We start from the raw sequence: 18,500 nt of genomic DNA, 5'->3' as shown, positions 1-18,500 counted from the left end.
CCTAAACTTTTGTCTTAAATTTAAAATTAGTTGACAATTAGGTTATAATAAGGATATAGTTCATATATAAATAAAATTTAAGGTGATTTGATGAAAGAAAAGGTATTGGCTGCAATTAAAGAGTATAATTTAATTGAAGAAAATGATAATATAATAGTAGGGGTTTCAGGGGGACCAGATTCCATGGCCTTATTATATAGTTTATTGGAAGTTCAAAACTCTATTCCATTTAATGTACATATTGCTCATGTAAATCATGGTGTAAGAGGAGATGACGCTGAGTCAGATCAACTATTTGTAGAAAGAATTGCAAAAGAGTTGAACTTACCCTATTATACAAAAAATGTAGATATGGTAGGGTATGGGAAAGAAAAGGGTATATCTTCAGAGGAAGCAGGACGGGAATTAAGATACGGATTTTTTAGGGATATTCTCTTAAAAGTAGGTAAAGGGAAAATAGCAGTAGCCCATAATAAGAATGACCAAGCTGAAACTTTAGTTATGAGATTTTTAAGAGGTACAGGGATAGATGGCTTGAAAGGGATGGAATTTAGAGTCGAAGATATAATTCGCCCTATACTGGGTATAGATAGAAGGGAAATTGAAAGTTACATAGAAAAAAACAAGATAGAAACTGTATTAGATAAGACAAATTTAGAACCTATATATAGTAGAAATAAAGTAAGATTGGAATTGATACCCTATATAGAAGAAAATTTCAATCCTAATATAATAAATACACTGTGGAGAATGTCTAATATAGCTGCAACAGATGGCAGATTTCTCGAAGAATATTCTAAAGAAAGATTTAATATTATAGTGAAAAATAAAGATAAACATAGTATAATTTTAGAGAGTGGTAAATTCTTGAAGGAACATAAATCTATTCAACAACGAATTATACGAGTGGCTATAGAGAATCTAAATGGAACTTTACAAGGAATTACTGAAACACAGATTAATATAGTATTACGCCTTTTTTTGGCCTTAGAAACAGGGAAGGAAGTTCATTTATCAAATAATATAGTAGCCAAAACCAGATATAATGATTTAATTATTGCAAAAGACCATGAAAGAGATGTAGTTAAATATTTTTATAAGCTAGGTATAGGAGAGACTAACTTAGAGGGTATAGAATATTCTTTTAAAGTTCGTGTATTTCCAAAAGAAAAGAATCTTATATTAGACAAATCAAAGAATACTAGATATTTTGACTTTGATATGGTCAAAGGAAGTCTAGGAGTACGAAATAGACTTGATGGTGATAGAATAAGACCCTTTGGAATGAAGGGTACTAAAAAGCTTAAAGACTATTTTATAGATGAAAAAATACCAAAGGAATTAAGAGATAGGATTCCACTAATTGTAGATGAAGAAAATATTATATGGGTAGTAGGATATAGAACCAATGATTTATATAAAATAACAGAGAATACAAAGAAAATCCTATCAATATCATATAATTAATTATATAATACATAAAAGGAGGATTATAATGGAGAAAATAATTAAGACTGTATTAGTCAGTGAAGAAGATATTGAAAAAAGAGTAAAAGAGCTTGGAAAACAAATTACTGAAGATTATAAGGATAAGGATTTGATTTTAGTAGGCATATTAAAAGGTGCCGTTATTTTTATGTCTGACCTGGCTAGAAATATAAATATGCAGATAGGATTAGATTTCATGGCTGTATCTAGCTATGGCAGATCATCTACATCTACTGGAGAAGTTAGAATAATAAAGGATTTAGACTTTAGTGTAGAAAATAAGGATATACTTATTATAGAGGATATTATAGACACTGGATATACTCTTGCATACTTAACAGATAATCTAAAGAAAAGAGGAGCTAGATCAGTTAAGGTTTGTACTCTTTTAGATAAACCTGAAAGAAGAAAGGTAGATGTTCCAGTGGATTATTTAGGATTTGCTATTCCAGATGAATTTGTAGTGGGATATGGATTGGATTATGCTGAAATAGGCAGAAATTTACCTTATGTAGCAGCTCTTAAAGAAGAAGTATATAGCAAGTAGAAGGTTGAAAAAACCATGTAATTGTGTTATAATGTGTAGATATTATCTGCTCATAAAGAGGAGGGAGGACTTGTATTGAAAAGGTTTTTCAAAGGTATTAGTATGTATTTACTAATAGTAATTATTATAATGTTTCTAGTAACAACTCTTGGAAATGACGTGGAACAGATCAAAACAATAGATGTAACTGAATTAGTAGAACATTTAAATAGCAATAAAGTGGAAAGTATCAAAATTGTAGGCAGAGAGGTCACAGGAAAACTAAGGGATAAGACACAGTTTACGACTATTTTGCCTGTTCAAATGCAGGATACATTCTTTGATAATTATTTAAAGGATAAAGTGGATAATCAGGAAATTGCTTTAAGTTCTGATTTAGAGCCAACGCAACCATTTTGGATAAGTGCAATTCCAACTATATTGATGATTTTAGTCATTGGAGTTTTTTGGTTTGTATTTATGCAGCAATCCCAAGGTGGAGGTGGCGGCAAGGTAATGTCTTTTGGTAAGTCTAAAGCAAGACTTCATAACCAAGAAGATGGTAAGATTATTACTTTTGCTGATGTAGCTGGATTAGAGGAAGAAAAAGAGGAATTAAAGGAAATCGTAGATTTTCTAAGATCTCCTAGAAAATATATTGAAATTGGAGCAAGGATACCTACAGGAGTTCTAATGGTTGGTCCTCCAGGAACAGGTAAAACGTATTTAAGTAAAGCAGTAGCAGGAGAAGCAGGAGTTCCGTTTTTCAGTATATCAGGTTCAGACTTTGTAGAAATGTTTGTAGGTGTAGGTGCAAGTAGAGTTAGAGATTTATTTGAACAAGCAAAGAAAAATGCACCTTGTATAGTTTTTATAGATGAGATTGATGCTGTAGGTAGAAGAAGAGGAGCGGGTCTTGGTGGTGGCCACGATGAAAGAGAGCAGACTTTAAATCAACTTTTAGTAGAAATGGATGGATTTGCTACTAATGAAGGTATTATCGTTATGGCGGCAACCAATAGAGCTGATATACTTGACCCTGCATTACTTAGACCAGGTAGGTTTGACAGAACTGTTTATGTTGGGGTACCTGATGTAAGAGGTAGAGAAGCAATACTAAATGTTCATACAAAAAATAAGCCTTTAGATTCAGATGTTGATTTAGGAGTAGTTGCTAAGAGAACTGTAGGATTTACACCGGCTGACTTAGAAAACTTAGTAAACGAAGCTGCAATTCTTTCAGCTAGATACGGTTTAAAAACAATACCTATGCATTTAATAGAAGAAGCGTCTATAAAGGTTCAAGCTGGTCCTGAGAAAAAGTCTAAAGTTGTAAGTGAGAAGGAAAGAAGACTTACTGCATATCATGAGGCAGGTCATGCTCTTACTTCTAGACTTACTCCAGATACAGATCCAGTACACATGGTAACTATTATTCCAAGGGGAATGGCTGGTGGATTTACGGCTTATATACCAGAAGAAGATAGAAGTTTTCTAACTAAAAAACAAATGGAGGCTAGATTAGTTACTCTTCTAGGTGGAAGAGTGGCAGAGGCATTAGTTTTAGGAGATATAAGTACAGGAGCACAGAACGATATTGAAAGAGCTACTAAAATTGCTAGATCCATGGTTACACACTATGGTATGAGCCAAAAACTTGGACCTATGACTTATGGTACTGATGATGAAGAGGTATTTGTAGGCAGAGATTTTGGCAGAGCTAGAAATTACAGTGAAGATGTGGCAGCTGCCATAGATAAAGAAATGAGAGAGTTAATAGATACAGCTTATAATCAAGCAGAGAAACTATTAGAAGAAAATATGAATAAACTTCATAAAATAGCAGAAGTTTTACTAGAAAAAGAAACAATAGATGGCAAAGAATTTGAAGAAATATTTATAGGTTCATAAGAAAAGTAGGAGAATTTCTCCTGCTTTTTTTTATGAATAAAAAGAAATAAGGGAAAGATTTATATGAAAATATGCAATATAACATTCATTTTTAAAATATATTGAAATATATGTTGCAAAAAACATCCAATTGTTACTATAATAGGGTAGGTAGAACTTTTTATAAAGATTAGAAATTACCATAAATAGGAGGCAAGAAAATGTTTGATGATAAAAAGATCAATGAAATTAAATCATCAGTTGATCAATGGGAAAAAGAAGTGGTGGAGAAGTCCATATCAAGATTTCCAGAAAGGAAAGAAAAATTCACAACAGGATCAAATATAGAAGTTAATAGACTATATACTCCTGTTGATGTAAATGAGTTGAACTATAATGAAGATTTAGGCCTTCCGGGGGAATATCCATTTACCAGAGGTGTTCAATCTACCATGTATAGAGGTAGACTTTGGACAATGAGACAATATGCTGGATTTGCATCAGCTGAGGAGTCAAACGGAAGATATAAATATCTTTTGGAACAAGGACAAACTGGGCTTAGTGTTGCCTTTGATTTACCTACACAAATAGGATACGATTCAGATGACGGTTTATCTGAAGGTGAAGTTGGTAAAGTTGGAGTAGCCATAGACTCATTAAAGGATATGGAAACTTTATTTGATGGAATACCTTTAGATAAGGTAAGTACATCTATGACCATAAATGCACCTGCATCTGTTTTACTTGCCATGTATATTGCTGTTGCAGAAAAACAAGGTGTATCAAAGGAAAAACTAAGAGGAACTATTCAAAATGACATTTTAAAGGAATACATAGCAAGAGGTACTTATATATTTCCGCCAGAGCCATCTATGAGATTAATTACCAATATATTTGAATATTGCTCAAAAGAAGTTCCTGGATGGAATACCATAAGTATTAGTGGATACCACATAAGAGAAGCAGGTTCTACTGCGTCACAAGAAGTTGCATTTACATTGGCTGATGGTATAGCCTATGTTGAAGCTGCTATTAAAGCAGGACTTGATGTAGATGATTTTGCACCAAGATTATCATTCTTCTTTAACGCTCATAACGATTTACTAGAAGAAGTAGCGAAATATAGAGCAGCCAGAAGACTATGGGCTAAGATAATGAAGGAAAGATTTAATGCAAAAAATTCAAAGTCAATGCAGCTAAAATTCCATACACAAACAGCAGGTTCTACTTTAACAGCACAACAACCGGATAATAATATAATAAGAGTTACAATCCAAACTTTAGCAGCAGTTCTAGGAGGAACTCAATCTCTTCATACAAATTCAAGGGATGAAGCATTAGCACTACCTACTGAAGATTCAGTTAGGATTGCTCTAAGAACACAGCAGATAGTAGCTCACGAATCAGGAGTAACAGAAACAATAGACCCGTTAGCGGGATCATATTATATAGAAAACTTAACTAATAAAATAGAAGAAGAAGCTTTAAGATATATAGAAAGTATAGATGAACTAGGTGGAGCACCTAAAGCTATAGAAAAAGGATATATTCAAAAAGAAATTCAAAATGCTGCTTACAGATATCAAATGGAAGTGGAATCTTTAGATAGAATTGTTGTAGGAGTAAATAAATTTAAAATCGAAGAAACAGATAAAAAAGAGTTATTAAAAGTAGATAAGACAGTAGAAATAAGTCAAAAAGAAAAATTAAAAGTATTAAGATCAGAGAGAAATAATGAAGATGTGGAAAAAGCATTAAATACATTAAAAGAAAAGGCAAATACTCAAGAAAATCTAATGCCATTTATCCTAGATGCAGTAAAGACATATGCAACTTTAGGTGAAATATGTAATGTATTAAGGGAAGTATTTGGAGAATATCAACAATCAGTAATACTATAGTCAAGGGAGGCTTGACTAATTGTGAATGTTGAATGTTGAATTGTGAATTAAAACCATGAATAGAATTAGGATTCTGAATTTCACTTTAATTCGACATTCAAAATTTAAAATTCAAAATTCGTGAGTTGTACTCACGCTGGGAGGTATATATATGGATAAACCAATTAGGGTTTTAGTTGCAAAGCCTGGACTAGATGGACATGATAGAGGTGCTAAGGTAATAGCAAGAGCTTTAAGGGATGCAGGAATGGAAGTAATATATACTGGACTTAGACAAACTCCAGAACAAATAGTAGCTGCTGCAATTCAAGAGGACGTAGATGCCATAGGTATGAGTATATTATCAGGAGCACATAATCATTTGTTTCCAAAGGTGGTGAACCTACTAAAAGAACAAGGAGTAGATGATGTGTTAATAGTAGGTGGGGGAGTTATTCCAGAGGACGATATTCCTTTTCTAATAGAATCAGGTGTAGAAGCAGTATTTACTCCGGGAACACCAACAAAGGATGTAGTAGATTTTATCACAAATAACCTAAAAAGGTAAATAGGTGGTGCTTTATTTGGATATTCGTGAAAGAATTTTAAAGGGAGATAAGAGAGCCTGTGCCAGACTCATTACAATGATAGAAAATAACAATGAGGAAGCAATAGATATTTTAAAAGAGTTATATAAAAATACAGGCAATGCTTATGTCGTCGGTATAACTGGACCTCCAGGAGCGGGAAAGTCTACTTTAACAGATAAATTGACTAAGGAACTTAGAAAGCTTAATAAAAAGGTAGGAATAGTAGCAATAGACCCTACTAGCCCCTTCAGTGGTGGTGCAATATTAGGAGATAGGATTAGGATGAATGACCTTTCCTTAGATAAAGATGTATTTATAAGAAGTATGGGAACCCGTGGTTCATTAGGTGGTATGTCAAATTCCACTTGGGGTGCAGTAAAAGTATTAGATATATTTGGTTGCGACTATATTTTCATAGAAACAGTAGGCGTAGGTCAATCGGAGGTAGATATAGTAAAGACAGCAGATACAGTACTTATGGTTATGGTACCTAATCTAGGTGATGATATTCAAGCCATAAAGGCGGGAATAATGGAAATTGCAGATGTATTTTCCATAAATAAATCAGACCTTGATGGTGCAGATAAAACTAAGGTGGAAATAGAAATGAACTTAGATTTAAATGAGCAGAAGGACTATAGACCACCAGTAGTTAAGGTATCAGCTGGACAAAATAAAGGTATAGATACTCTGTTGGAAAAGATTCTAGAGCATAGAGACTATCTAGAGCGAACAGATAAGCTAAAAGAAATAAGAACAAGAAATAATAAATTAGAATTGTTAAAGATGGTAGAGGAAGATTTAATGAAAATAATATTAGATAAGGCAGTAAAAGAAGATTTACTAGAAAATTTAGGAAAGAAAATTACATCAAAAGAAACGGACCCATATAGTGCTAAAGATGAAATAATTGCACTGATTAGAAAATAGTAATTCACAATTTACAATTCACAATTAAAGTAATTTCAAAAACTTGCTTATCATCAGTGTATTGTGAACTGTACATTGTATGATGAAAGGAGAAAATATAATGGTAGGTAAAGTGGACCATATAGGAATTGCAGTAAAGAATTTAGATGAAACTCTTAAGTTTTATGAAGACATATTAGGCATGAAATGTGTAGATAAAGAAGTAGTAGAAGAGCAAAAGGTAAAAGTTGCTTTTTTACCTATAGGGGATACTGAAGTAGAATTACTTGAATCAACAGAAGAAGACGGTCCTATAGCTAAGTTTATTGAGAAAAAAGGTGAAGGAATCCAACATATTGCCTATAAAGTAGATGACATAGAAAAATCAATAGAGGAATTAAAGGCAAAAGGTATTAAGATGATAGATGAAAAGCCAAGATATGGTGCTGGTGGTGCTAAAATTGCGTTCTTACATCCAAAGTCAACCTTTGGAGTTCTTATAGAACTTTGTCAAAGAGATTAGGCATTTTAAAAAAGGAGGGTAAATATGAAGGAAAAAATTGAAAGGCTCCTGGAAACTACTAAGAAAATAGAACTTGGTGGCGGGGAGCAAAGAATTGAAAAACATCATAAGTCAGGGAAACTTACTGCTAGGGAAAGAATCAACCTATTATTTGATGAAGGTAGTTTTGTTGAGGTTGATAAGTTTGTAGAGCATAGATGTACAAACTTTGGTATGGAAAAAGTAGAAGCAGCTTCTGATGGAGTAGTAACTGGATATGGTACAGTAGAAGGAAGACTTGTATTTACTTATGCTCAAGATTTTACTGTAGTAGGTGGCTCTCTTGGAGAGATGCACGCTGCGAAAATCTGCAAGGTCCAAGATATGGCATTAAAAATGGGTGCACCAATTGTAGGATTTAATGATTCTGGTGGAGCAAGAATTCAAGAAGGTGTAGACGCCTTGTCAGGATATGGAAAGATATTTTATAGAAATACTATTTCATCTGGAGTAATACCTCAAATATCAGTTATAATGGGGCCATCAGCAGGTGGAGCAGTTTATTCACCAGCGTTGACAGATTTTATATTCATGGTAGATAAAACTAGTATGATGTTTATAACAGGACCACAGGTAATTAAATCTGTTACTGGAGAAGAAGTAACTCAAGAAGAACTAGGTGGGGCAAATACACATAACAAAGTATCTGGAGTTGCTCACTTTATGGACAACACAGAAGCCGAATGTATAGAGCGAATAAAGGAGTTACTATCACTTTTACCTTCTAATAATCTAGAAGACGCACCAGTTTATACAATGGAAGATGAAATCAATAGAATAGAAGAGCAACTAAATGAGATAGTTCCAGTAAATCCTAATAAACCTTATGATATGAAGGAAGTTATAAAGCTTATAGCGGATGGAGGATATTTCTTTGAAGTTCAGGAGAAATTTGCTCAAAATATAATAACTGGATATATAAGATTAAATGGAAAAACCATAGGAGTAGTTGCTAATCAGCCAAAAGTATTAGCAGGATGTTTAGATATTAATGCCTCAGATAAAGCTGGAAGATTTATAAGAACTTGTGATGCTTTTAACATTCCTTTACTTAACTTAGTAGATGTTCCAGGATTTTTGCCAGGGGCAACTCAGGAATATGGTGGAATAATAAGACATGGTGCAAAGATGCTTTATGCTTATAGTGAAGCGACTGTACCAAAGGTTACACTAATAGTTAGAAAGGCTTATGGCGGAGCCTATCTTGCCATGTGCTCTAAAGATTTAGGGGCAGACCAAGTATTTGCATGGCCAAATGCAGAAATAGCAGTTATGGGACCAGATGGAGCTGCAAATATTATATTTAAAAAGGATATTGAAAACTCTAATGATCCAATAGCAACTAGACAAGAAAAAATAGCTGAATATAGGGATACTGTAGCTAATCCATATATAGCTGCTCAAAGAGGATTTGTAGATGATGTAATAGTTCCAAGTATTACCAGACCAAGACTTATTTCTGCCTTTGATATGTTAGAATCAAAGAGAGAAAATAGACCTGCTAAAAAACATGGTAATTTACCAGTATAAAAGAGGTGAGATAATTGGGTGAATATGTTAGTTTTGGGGAAAGTATAGTAATTACAATATTTAGTATGGTAGTAGTATTTGTAGGATTAATTGTACTTGCAATGCTAATATCTGTATTAAAGGCAGTAGGAAATAAAGCGGATAAAACTGAAAATCTTAGCAAGATAGATGATAATGTGGAAAAAAACATAGTAAAAGAATCAAAAAAAGATAATGTAGATGATGAAGCGTTAGTTGCAGTTATAGCAGCTGCTGTAGCAGCAAGTTTAGGTGTTAATGTACCAGAAGTAAATATAAAAAGTATTAAAAGAGTGCAACAAAAGAATTTAGTTTGGTCTACAACTAGTAGACAGGAGCAAATATACGGAAAACTATAAAATTTATTAAGGGGGAGAAGTTATGAGAAAGTTTATGATAAATGTTAACGGTAATTCTTATGAAGTTGAAGTTGAAGAAGTAGGAGTAAGTGGGACGTCACAAAGGTCAGTAGTATCAGCACCGTCAACACCAGCACCAACACCATCAGCTCCTAAAGCAGCTCCAAAAGAAGAAAAGAAAGAAGTTGTAGTATCAGCAGGGCAAGAAGTAGTAGAAGCACCAATGCCAGGAAATATCTGGAAGATAGATGTTAAAGAAGGAGATACGGTTAAAGCGGGAGATATATTATTGATACTTGAAGCAATGAAAATGGAAAACGAAATTTTGGCTCCAAGAGATGGAGTGGTTGCAAGTATAAATACTACACAAGGAGCAGCTGTAAATACAGGAGATAAATTAGTAGTATTAGACTAATTCCATTAAGAAAGGAAGGTAAATTTCATGAACTTAGGACAGATATTGCTGGAATTTTTCCAGAGCACAGGAATTGCAGCCATAACCTGGGGACAGGCTTTGATGCTTTTGGTATCCTGTATACTGTTATACTTAGCAATTGCTAAAGGATTTGAGCCTCTATTACTTATTCCCATTGCTTTTGGTATGTTATTGGCGAATTTACCAGAAGCGGGATTAATGGCTCCGCCAGTTGTACAGATTGCCCCAGACCCTATAACTGGAGAACTAGTTTCTACCACCATAGAAAATGGAGGACTTCTATATTATCTATACCAAGGTGTTAAATTAGGTATATATCCACCACTTATATTCCTTGGAGTAGGAGCGATGACAGACTTTGGACCATTAATAGCCAATCCAAAGAGTATATTACTTGGTGCAGCAGCACAATTAGGTATTTTTATTACATTTATAGGAGCTACTTTATTAGGATTTACAGGACCAGAAGCAGCTAGTATTGGTATCATAGGTGGAGCAGATGGACCTACGGCATTATTTTTAACATCTAAACTAGCACCACATTTATTAGGACCAATAGCAGTAGCAGCATATTCATACATGGCTTTAGTGCCAATTATTCAGCCACCAATTATGAAGGCATTAACAACTAAAGCCGAAAGAGAAGTAGTAATGGGACAGTTAAGACCAGTGTCTAAAAAAGAAAAAATTATTTTTCCTATTTTAGTTACATTGTTGGTTTCTTTATTATTACCATCAGCAGCAGCCTTAGTAGGTATGCTAATGTTCGGTAATCTATTTAGGGAGTCATTAGTAGTAGATAGATTGTCAGAAACAGCACAAAATGAGCTGGTAAATATAGTTACAATATTCTTAGGAACTACTGTAGGAGCAACGGCAAATGCAGAAACTTTCCTTACAGTAAGAACTCTAAGTATAATAGCCTTAGGACTTATAGCATTTTCCATAGGAACAGCAGGTGGAGTATTATTTGGTAAGATAATGTATAAGACTTCAGGTGGAAAAGTTAATCCTCTTATAGGTTCAGCAGGAGTATCAGCAGTACCAATGGCAGCTAGAGTATCACAAAAAGTGGGACAAGAAGCTAATCCAAGAAATTTCTTATTGATGCACGCTATGGGACCCAATGTAGCAGGAGTAATAGGTTCAGCCATAGCAGCAGGGTTATTGCTGAATTTCTTTGGCGGATAAAATTTAGTGAATAACTAATGTAAGTAGGAACCAAAATTGTGGTTTTCAATTTGGTGTACATTGCTTAGTTTGTTTATCTAGTGGATAGTGAATAGTTAAAGAAATATCTTTTAAAACTATTCACTATTCATTTTTCACTATTTACTGTTTTTAGGAGGTGGTTTTATGTATGAAGGTTATATAACTGATGTAGAGGGCATTAAAGTTGGTCACCACCAATCAGAAGAGGGAATGACAGGATGTACTGTAATTATTTGTGAAAAAGGTGCTACTGGAGGAGTAGATGTAAGAGGCTCAGCTCCTGGAACTCGCGAGACTGATTTATTTAAGACTGAAAAAATGGTTGATAAAGTTCATGCAGTAGTTTTGTCAGGTGGTTCTGCTTTTGGTTTAGATGCAGCAGCAGGTGTTATGAAATATTTGGAAGAACAAGAGGTAGGGTTTGATGTTTCCGTAACTAAAGTTCCCATAGTGGCCTCGGCAGTGATATTTGATTTACATATTGGAGATTATAGAATAAGGCCTGATTTTGAAATGGGTTATATAGCAGCGAAAAATGCCAATGAATATACTACTAAGCTACAAGGTAATATAGGATGTGGTATGGGAGCAACCATAGGAAAAATATTGGGGCCACAAAATTCTATGAAATCAGGACTGGGTTCTGCCACTGTAAAATCAGGGGAGTTAATAGTATCTGCCTTAGTCTCTGTAAATAGCTTTGGTGATGTATATGATTTTACAACTAATGAACAAATAGCAGGTGTTTATGATTATAAAAACAATAAACTTCTTAGTACTATAGACATAATGAAGAATATAAATAAAGATTTAGGTTTTAGCATAAGTAATACAACCATAGGAGTAATAGCCACTAATGGGATTTTAACTAAAGCCCAGGGGAATAAAATAGCAGAAATGGCTCATAATGGATTTGCAAGGTCTATTAATCCAATTCATACTATGTTAGATGGGGATACAATATTTACCATGGCAACAAATGAAGTAAAGGCAGATATAAATCTTTTAGGAACCTTAGCAGCTGAAGCCATGAGTAGAGCCATAACCAATGCTATAATATTTGCAGAAGGTTATAATGGATTAAAAGCTTATAAAAATATTTAAAAAATTAATAATTGATTTTTATTGAATTAATATGAAAATACAATTATAATAATTGTATCAATTAGCCAATATCAAAATTGAGTTGGACTGGATAAAAGTTAAATTGAATATTAAATCGACTGGTATCCAAAATAATAGGAACTAGAGCGGAGGGATTTTAATGGAAAAAGAAAAGAGATTTACTGTAAGGAAAATGACTATTATAGGAGTATTAGGAGCTATATCAGCAGTACTTGGAATGACTCCCTTAGGGTTTATTCCAGTAGGACCTACTAGAGCAACTATAATGCATATACCTGTAATTATAGGAGCATTAATGGAAGGACCTGTAGTAGGAGGCTTTGTTGGGCTTATATTTGGGATATTTAGTATTTTTCAAGCTATAACCAATCCAACACCAGTATCATTTGTATTTTTAAATCCAATAGTATCTGTATTACCAAGGGTGCTAATAGGTATAGTATCTTCTTATGTATATAATAGACTGAAGAAAATAGGAAAAGAAAAGACAAAGATATTGTTATATCTGATTTTAACAGGAATTATATCCTATTTGTCCTATGGAATATATATAAATATTAAAAATCAAAGCAGTATATGGTTAAGTCTAATGAATATAGGACTGATAGCTTTAACCTTAATAATAATTTACTTTACTGCAACTAAGCTTAAAGATAGGGCATTAGACATTATTATATCCACTACAATAGGTACACTGACTAATACAGTTGGAGTTTTAACTATGATATATATTTTCTATGCTGAGAGATTTGTAGGTGCCATAGGCGGTGATATAAATACAGCAAGAAAGGTTATATTGGGAATAGGAGTGGCTAATGGTTTACCAGAGACTATTATAGGGATTATAATAGTAACTTCAGTAGTAGGAGCTTTAAAGAGCAGAAGATAAGGATGGAAGGTGAAATCATTGTTATTAGTTATAGATGTTGGAAATACAAATGTAGTATTTGGAGTATATCAAGAAGAGAAGCTATTATATGATTGGAGAATAGCCACAGAAAAAGATAGAACCTCTGATGAATATGGGCTTCTATTTGAACAGATTTTTAGGTATCATGGATTAGATCCAAAACAAGTAAAAAATGTTATTATTTCATCTGTAGTACCACCACTTATGCATACTTTACCTGCCATGAGTATAAAGTATTTTGGAATAGATCCTATTGTAATTGGTCCGGGAGTAAAAACTGGAATGAATATAAAATATGATAATCCAAAAGAGGTAGGGGCAGATAGAATAGTAAATGCTGTAGCGGCCTACGAAAAATATGGAGGGCCTTTAATAATAGTAGATTTTGGTACTGCCATAACATTCTGTGCTGTATCAAAAAATGGGGATTATTTAGGCGGTGCTATTACTCCAGGAATTAAGATTTCATCAGAAGCATTGTTTATGAGAACAGCTAAACTTCCTAAAGTGGAAATTGCAAGACCTGAAAAAGTAATAGCAAAGAATACAATAAATAGTATCCAATCTGGTTTAGTATATGGATATATAGGAATGGTAGATTATATAATATCAAAGATGATAGAAGAAATGGAAGAAGATGAAAGAACAGTAAAGATAGTGGCTACTGGTGGATTTTCAAGTTTAATTGCTTCAGAAAGTAAATATATAAATAGAATAGATAAATTGTTGACTCTTGATGGACTCCGAATAATATTTGAACGAAATAAGTAAGTAGCTTAATAGCTACTTACTTTTGTAATGTGTATTGAGGTGAATATATGAAAATAGGAAATATAGAATTGGAAAACAATATATTCTTGGCTCCAATGGCAGGAGTTACAGATTTAGCCTTTAGAATACTATGTAAGGAAATGGGTGCTGGATTAGTTGTATCAGAAATGGTAAGCAGCAAAGGAATGTACTATGAAGATCCAGGTACCAAAACTTTGTTGCAAGTAAATCCTAAAGAACGACCAATAGCCATACAAATCTTTGGTTCTGATTCAAAGATTATGTCAAATATAGTTGAAGAGTATCTAAATCCGAGGAAAGACATAGATATTATAGATATAAACATGGGCTGTCCAGCACCTAAAATAGTTAAAAATGGTGATGGAAGTGCCTTAATGAAGGAACCCAAATTAGTAAGGCAAATATTGAGGGAAGTAATAAGAGTATCTCAAAAACCTGTAACCTTAAAGATAAGAATGGGCTGGGATGAAAGTAGTATAAATGGAATAGATATTGCTAAAATAGCAGATGAAGAAGGAGTTGCTGCTCTTACTGTTCATGCAAGAACTAGGGATATGTTTTACTCAGGAAAGGCAAATTGGGAATTTATAAAAGAGGTAAAAGAAAATGTTAGTATTCCTATAATAGGAAATGGAGATATATTTGGACCACAAGATGCAGTAGAAATGTTTAAACTAACTAACTGTGATGGAGTTGCCATAGGTCGAGGATCCCAAGGAAATCCTTGGATATTTAAGAGAATAAGAGATATAATGGTAGGGAAGGAAGATAGGCCTCCGACAAATGAAGAAATAATACAAATGTGTATTAGGCATTTGGAACTCCTTTGCTCTATAAAGGGTGAAAGAGTAGGAGTAAGAGAAATGCGAAAACATACTGCCTGGTATTTAAAGGGTTTGAGAAACTCCAATGAAATAAAAAATTTAATATATACTATTGTTAGTAAAGAAGAAATAAAGAAAGTTTTATATGAATATATTGCTTCTAATCCATAGAGTTGTAATAATAATAAACTCTCCTCATATAATAAAGTAAAAATTATATAGGAGGGATAGTATAGGACTTATATATATATTAAGTAATGAAAGATATTTGGAGTTTTATAAAAAAGGATTTTCAAAGTATATACCTGAATTTCTATTGCCCAAAATTAAGCCTAAAATAATAGAAGACATTTTAAAGGAAGATAAAGTAATTGGTAAAATAGTAGGAATAAATTTAAAGCCTATGGATTTGAATAATCAAGAAAATCTAGAAAAATTTCTAGAAGCCTTATTAGAACTTAAAGACGAAGACAGCAATACACTATTTATTGAAGGCTATGAGAACTTAAGCTCATTAACATTGGAATCTATACAGGATATTACTAAAATGAAAATTTTTAATGGAGAATATACTAGATTATCTAATATTTTAGTAGTCATTAGAAAAATATTTAGTATTCTAAAGGAAGATTTAGAGGATAAGGAAATTTTAGTTGTTTGTGATGAAAAAGAAATAGCAAAGAGAATAATAAAGGAAATTTCAAAAGGTTTTAGGTTTATAACTTCCATAGGTTGTGAGGAATATAATGATGAAATCTATGAATATATACTAGATGAAACTGGTTTATCTTTATTTTATCCTATAAGTATTCATAAGATTTTAAGTAGATATAGTGTAATAATTAATTATACAGAGAAATTGGAATTTGATATTTCAAAGGTTAAGAGAAATGCCATAGTATTTAATTTCAGTAAGATAGACTTGAAAGACAATAAAAATAGAACACATTTTATAGAGGATTATGGCTTTGATTTTAAAGAATTAGGTATAAAAACTGAATGGATAAACCATAAAATTACTTCAAGTTTATTTGAATCTTTATTAGGAATGGAAAATCATAGCATAAACTATTTAATATCAGGAAATAATTATTATTCATTAAAAGATTATGTTAATTTATTTATAAAGGTAAAAGGAAGATTCTAAGACTTGACATTATAGACTCACTTGATTATAATATCTTGCATACAATAAGGAATTATACTTTTATTTTATTGATTTCATAGCTTATATATAGAAATAATATTACTATACAACTTAAATTACTAATATTTGTTAGTCAAAGGAGAGAGATGTAAATGCCAGAAAAAGATGTTTTTTTAACAGAAGAGGGATTGAAGAGATTAGAGGATGAATTAGACGAATTAAAAAGTGTTAGAAGAAAAGAGGTAGCTGAAAAAATAAAACAGGCTTTAAGCTTTGGTGATATAAGTGAAAACTCAGAATATGATCAAGCCAAGAATGAACAGGCACAACTAGAAGAAAGAATTGCAAAATTAGAAACTATGTTGAGAAACGCAAGAATAATAGATGAAGATGATATTACAACAGATGTTGTAGGTATAGGCTCTAAAGTCTTAGTAAAGGATTTAGAATATGATGAAGATATGGAGTTTATAATAGTAGGTTCAGCAGAGGCGGACCCATATAACGGTAAAATATCAAATGAATCACCAGTAGGCTCAGCACTTCTAGGATGTAAATCAGGAGATACTGTAGAAGTAGTGGTACCAGATGGAAAAATAGAATATCAAATAGTAAATATCACAAGATAGAGCTAGAACAAACTAAGGAGGGAATGCAGTGGGAGATACTGAATTAAATTTAAATGAAATGCTGATGATGAGGAGAGAAAAACTTAAAGAATTAATAGAAAAAGGAAAAGATCCATTTGTAGTTGAAAAGTTTGACTATACTCATCATAGTTCTACTATTAAAGATAAATTTGAAGAATTAAACGGACAAAAAGTAGCTGTTGCAGGAAGAGTAATGTCAAGACGCGGACACGGTAAAGTTAGCTTTATTGATCTTCAGGACAGTGAAGGACGTATTCAGATATTTGCTAAACAAGATGTAATGGGAGAAGAGCAATATAAGGATTTAAGCCTGTTAGACCTTGGAGATATTATTGGAGTTAATGGAGAAGTATTTAAAACACAAGCTGGTGAAATATCCATAAGAGCTGAAGAAATACTTATAATGAGTAAGTCATTACAAATCTTACCAGAGAAGTTCCATGGATTAAAGGACCAAGATTTAAGATATAGGCAGAGATATGTAGACTTAATAGTAAATCCTGAAGTAAAAGAAACTTTTATTCTTAGAACGAAAATAATCAAGGCTGTTAGAGAGTATTTAGATGACAGAGGTTTCCTAGAGGTAGAGACTCCAATTCTAAGCCCTATAGCAGGTGGCGCAAATGCAAGGCCTTTTGCAACACATCATAACACCCTAGATATAGATATGTATTTAAGAATAGCAAATGAATTGTACTTAAAGAGATTAATAGTAGGTGGATTTGAAAAGGTTTATGAAATGGGCAGAATGTTTAGAAATGAAGGGATGAGTCCAAAACATAACCCTGAGTTTACCAATATTGAACTTTATCAAGCTTATGTAGATTATGAAGAAATGATGAGATTAACAGAAAACCTATTTGCATATGTTGCAGAAAAGGCATTGGGAACTACAAAAATAAACTATCAAGGCACAGAATTAGAACTAGCTCCACCTTGGAGAAGATTAGATATGGCAGATGCAGTAAAAGAATTTACAGGAGTAGATTTTTCTACAATAAATACTGATGCAGAAGCCATAGTAGTGGCTAAAGAAAAAGGAATAGAAGTTAAACCTGGTATGACTAGAGGACATATTATATCAGAAATGTTTGAAGAATTCTGTGAAGAACACTTAATTCAACCTACATTTATTACAGGACATCCTGTTGAAATATCACCTCTTGCTAAGAGAAATCCTGAAGATCCAAGAAAGACAAATAGATTTGAAGCTTTTATTAATACTTGGGAATTGGCAAATGCCTTTTCAGAGTTAAATGACCCTATAGATCAAAGACAAAGATTTGAAGATCAAGTTAAGCAAAAAGATTTAGGTGATGATGAAGCTCATCCAATGGATTATGATTTCATCAACTCTATTGAAGTAGGTCTTCCACCTACAGGTGGTCTTGGTATTGGAATTGATAGAATGATTATACTTCTTACAAACCAACCAAGCATTAGAGATATACTTTTATTCCCAACTATGAAACCATTAGATGAATAAGATATAAAGATACGGCAGGATATAGTCCTGCCTTTTTCATTTAATAGGAAAGTCCTACTTTTCCTATTAAATAAAAAAAAGGCAGCCCAGGAATCTTGAGCATGCCAATAAAGCCTAAGATTGTTAGACTATTTTCTGTACTCGTAATGAACACCACGAATACCAG

18 protein-coding genes are annotated in these 18,500 nt (G+C 32.8%); all 18 read left to right on the top strand.

From position 1 onward, the window contains the following. The first annotated feature begins 90 nt into the window (after positions 1 to 90). Positions 91 to 1,467 (top strand): tRNA lysidine(34) synthetase TilS, encoded by a 1,377-nt coding sequence (gene tilS, locus FYJ83_RS06135; protein ID WP_154439454.1) that lies wholly within the window; start codon positions 91 to 93, stop codon positions 1,465 to 1,467. 28 nt (positions 1,468 to 1,495) lie between these two features. Then, positions 1,496 to 2,035: a hypoxanthine phosphoribosyltransferase gene (hpt, locus tag FYJ83_RS06130; RefSeq protein ID WP_154439453.1), complete on the top strand. Its 540-nt coding sequence runs from the start codon at positions 1,496 to 1,498 to the stop codon at positions 2,033 to 2,035. A 75-nt stretch (positions 2,036 to 2,110) separates the two neighbouring features. Further along, positions 2,111 to 3,925: an ATP-dependent zinc metalloprotease FtsH gene (gene ftsH / locus FYJ83_RS06125; RefSeq protein ID WP_154439452.1), complete on the top strand. Its 1,815-nt coding sequence runs from the start codon at positions 2,111 to 2,113 to the stop codon at positions 3,923 to 3,925. A gap of 200 nt (positions 3,926 to 4,125) precedes the next feature. Beyond that, complete coding sequence (locus tag FYJ83_RS06120) at positions 4,126 to 5,805, top strand: acyl-CoA mutase large subunit family protein (RefSeq protein WP_154439451.1); 1,680 nt, start codon at positions 4,126 to 4,128, stop codon at positions 5,803 to 5,805. 151 nt (positions 5,806 to 5,956) lie between these two features. Further along, positions 5,957 to 6,352, top strand: a complete 396-nt coding sequence (locus FYJ83_RS06115) for a cobalamin B12-binding domain-containing protein (RefSeq protein WP_154439450.1) — start codon at positions 5,957 to 5,959, stop codon at positions 6,350 to 6,352. Between the two features lie 16 nt (positions 6,353 to 6,368). Beyond that, positions 6,369 to 7,304, top strand: a complete 936-nt coding sequence (gene meaB, locus FYJ83_RS06110; protein ID WP_154439449.1) for a methylmalonyl Co-A mutase-associated GTPase MeaB — start codon at positions 6,369 to 6,371, stop codon at positions 7,302 to 7,304. A gap of 100 nt (positions 7,305 to 7,404) precedes the next feature. Further along, positions 7,405 to 7,806 carry a methylmalonyl-CoA epimerase gene (gene mce / locus FYJ83_RS06105; RefSeq protein ID WP_154439448.1) on the top strand — a complete coding sequence of 134 codons (402 nt, stop codon included), beginning with the start codon at positions 7,405 to 7,407 and terminating at the stop codon, positions 7,804 to 7,806. A gap of 24 nt (positions 7,807 to 7,830) precedes the next feature. Then, positions 7,831 to 9,375: an acyl-CoA carboxylase subunit beta gene (locus FYJ83_RS06100; protein WP_154439447.1), complete on the top strand. Its 1,545-nt coding sequence runs from the start codon at positions 7,831 to 7,833 to the stop codon at positions 9,373 to 9,375. Positions 9,376 to 9,389: 14 nt separating this feature from the next. Further along, on the top strand, positions 9,390 to 9,752 hold the full coding sequence (locus FYJ83_RS06095; protein ID WP_154439446.1) for an OadG family protein: 363 nt from the start codon (positions 9,390 to 9,392) through the stop codon (positions 9,750 to 9,752). 22 nt (positions 9,753 to 9,774) lie between these two features. After that, positions 9,775 to 10,167, top strand: a complete 393-nt coding sequence (locus tag FYJ83_RS06090) for a DUF2118 domain-containing protein (protein ID WP_154439445.1) — start codon at positions 9,775 to 9,777, stop codon at positions 10,165 to 10,167. A gap of 27 nt (positions 10,168 to 10,194) precedes the next feature. Then, positions 10,195 to 11,379, top strand: a complete 1,185-nt coding sequence (locus FYJ83_RS06085) for a sodium ion-translocating decarboxylase subunit beta (RefSeq protein WP_154439444.1) — start codon at positions 10,195 to 10,197, stop codon at positions 11,377 to 11,379. Positions 11,380 to 11,544: 165 nt separating this feature from the next. Then, positions 11,545 to 12,504, top strand: a complete 960-nt coding sequence (locus FYJ83_RS06080; RefSeq protein WP_154439443.1) for a P1 family peptidase — start codon at positions 11,545 to 11,547, stop codon at positions 12,502 to 12,504. 160 nt (positions 12,505 to 12,664) lie between these two features. After that, positions 12,665 to 13,414: an ECF transporter S component gene (locus FYJ83_RS06075; RefSeq protein ID WP_154439442.1), complete on the top strand. Its 750-nt coding sequence runs from the start codon at positions 12,665 to 12,667 to the stop codon at positions 13,412 to 13,414. A 9-nt stretch (positions 13,415 to 13,423) separates the two neighbouring features. Next, positions 13,424 to 14,206 (top strand): type III pantothenate kinase, encoded by a 783-nt coding sequence (locus FYJ83_RS06070; protein WP_459443306.1) that lies wholly within the window; start codon positions 13,424 to 13,426, stop codon positions 14,204 to 14,206. 47 nt (positions 14,207 to 14,253) lie between these two features. Beyond that, a complete protein-coding gene (gene dusB / locus FYJ83_RS06065) occupies positions 14,254 to 15,222 on the top strand; it encodes a tRNA dihydrouridine synthase DusB (protein WP_154439441.1) in 969 nt (322 codons plus the stop codon). 145 nt (positions 15,223 to 15,367) lie between these two features. Beyond that, the gene (locus tag FYJ83_RS06060) at positions 15,368 to 16,198 is read left to right on the top strand and encodes a hypothetical protein (protein WP_195837930.1); all 831 of its coding nucleotides are present in this window, start codon (positions 15,368 to 15,370) and stop codon (positions 16,196 to 16,198) included. A gap of 152 nt (positions 16,199 to 16,350) precedes the next feature. Continuing rightward, complete coding sequence (greA, locus tag FYJ83_RS06055) at positions 16,351 to 16,827, top strand: transcription elongation factor GreA (protein WP_154439439.1); 477 nt, start codon at positions 16,351 to 16,353, stop codon at positions 16,825 to 16,827. A 58-nt stretch (positions 16,828 to 16,885) separates the two neighbouring features. Then, on the top strand, positions 16,886 to 18,334 hold the full coding sequence (gene lysS, locus FYJ83_RS06050; RefSeq protein ID WP_154439531.1) for a lysine--tRNA ligase: 1,449 nt from the start codon (positions 16,886 to 16,888) through the stop codon (positions 18,332 to 18,334). The last annotated feature ends 166 nt before the right edge of the window (positions 18,335 to 18,500 follow it).

This window comes from Tissierella pigra (assembly GCF_009695605.1).
Lineage (GTDB): Bacteria > Bacillota > Clostridia > Tissierellales > Tissierellaceae > Tissierella > Tissierella pigra.
Note: the sequence above shows the minus strand (reverse complement) of the source record. Positions and strands in the feature narration are given on the sequence as shown.

What these genes read in the sequence shown, in the direction of transcription:
- tilS (WP_154439454.1), top strand. Translation starts at nt 91, where the DNA reads ATGAAAGAAAAGGTATTGGCTGCAATTAAAGAGTATAATTTAATTGAA.
- hpt (WP_154439453.1), top strand. Translation starts at nt 1,496, where the DNA reads ATGGAGAAAATAATTAAGACTGTATTAGTCAGTGAAGAAGATATTGAA.
- FYJ83_RS06120 (WP_154439451.1), top strand. Translation starts at nt 4,126, where the DNA reads ATGTTTGATGATAAAAAGATCAATGAAATTAAATCATCAGTTGATCAA.
- FYJ83_RS06115 (WP_154439450.1), top strand. Translation starts at nt 5,957, where the DNA reads ATGGATAAACCAATTAGGGTTTTAGTTGCAAAGCCTGGACTAGATGGA.
- mce (WP_154439448.1), top strand. Translation starts at nt 7,405, where the DNA reads ATGGTAGGTAAAGTGGACCATATAGGAATTGCAGTAAAGAATTTAGAT.
- FYJ83_RS06100 (WP_154439447.1), top strand. Translation starts at nt 7,831, where the DNA reads ATGAAGGAAAAAATTGAAAGGCTCCTGGAAACTACTAAGAAAATAGAA.
- FYJ83_RS06090 (WP_154439445.1), top strand. Translation starts at nt 9,775, where the DNA reads ATGAGAAAGTTTATGATAAATGTTAACGGTAATTCTTATGAAGTTGAA.
- FYJ83_RS06085 (WP_154439444.1), top strand. Translation starts at nt 10,195, where the DNA reads ATGAACTTAGGACAGATATTGCTGGAATTTTTCCAGAGCACAGGAATT.
- FYJ83_RS06080 (WP_154439443.1), top strand. Translation starts at nt 11,545, where the DNA reads ATGTATGAAGGTTATATAACTGATGTAGAGGGCATTAAAGTTGGTCAC.
- FYJ83_RS06075 (WP_154439442.1), top strand. Translation starts at nt 12,665, where the DNA reads ATGGAAAAAGAAAAGAGATTTACTGTAAGGAAAATGACTATTATAGGA.
- dusB (WP_154439441.1), top strand. Translation starts at nt 14,254, where the DNA reads ATGAAAATAGGAAATATAGAATTGGAAAACAATATATTCTTGGCTCCA.
- greA (WP_154439439.1), top strand. Translation starts at nt 16,351, where the DNA reads ATGCCAGAAAAAGATGTTTTTTTAACAGAAGAGGGATTGAAGAGATTA.
- lysS (WP_154439531.1), top strand. Translation starts at nt 16,886, where the DNA reads ATGCTGATGATGAGGAGAGAAAAACTTAAAGAATTAATAGAAAAAGGA.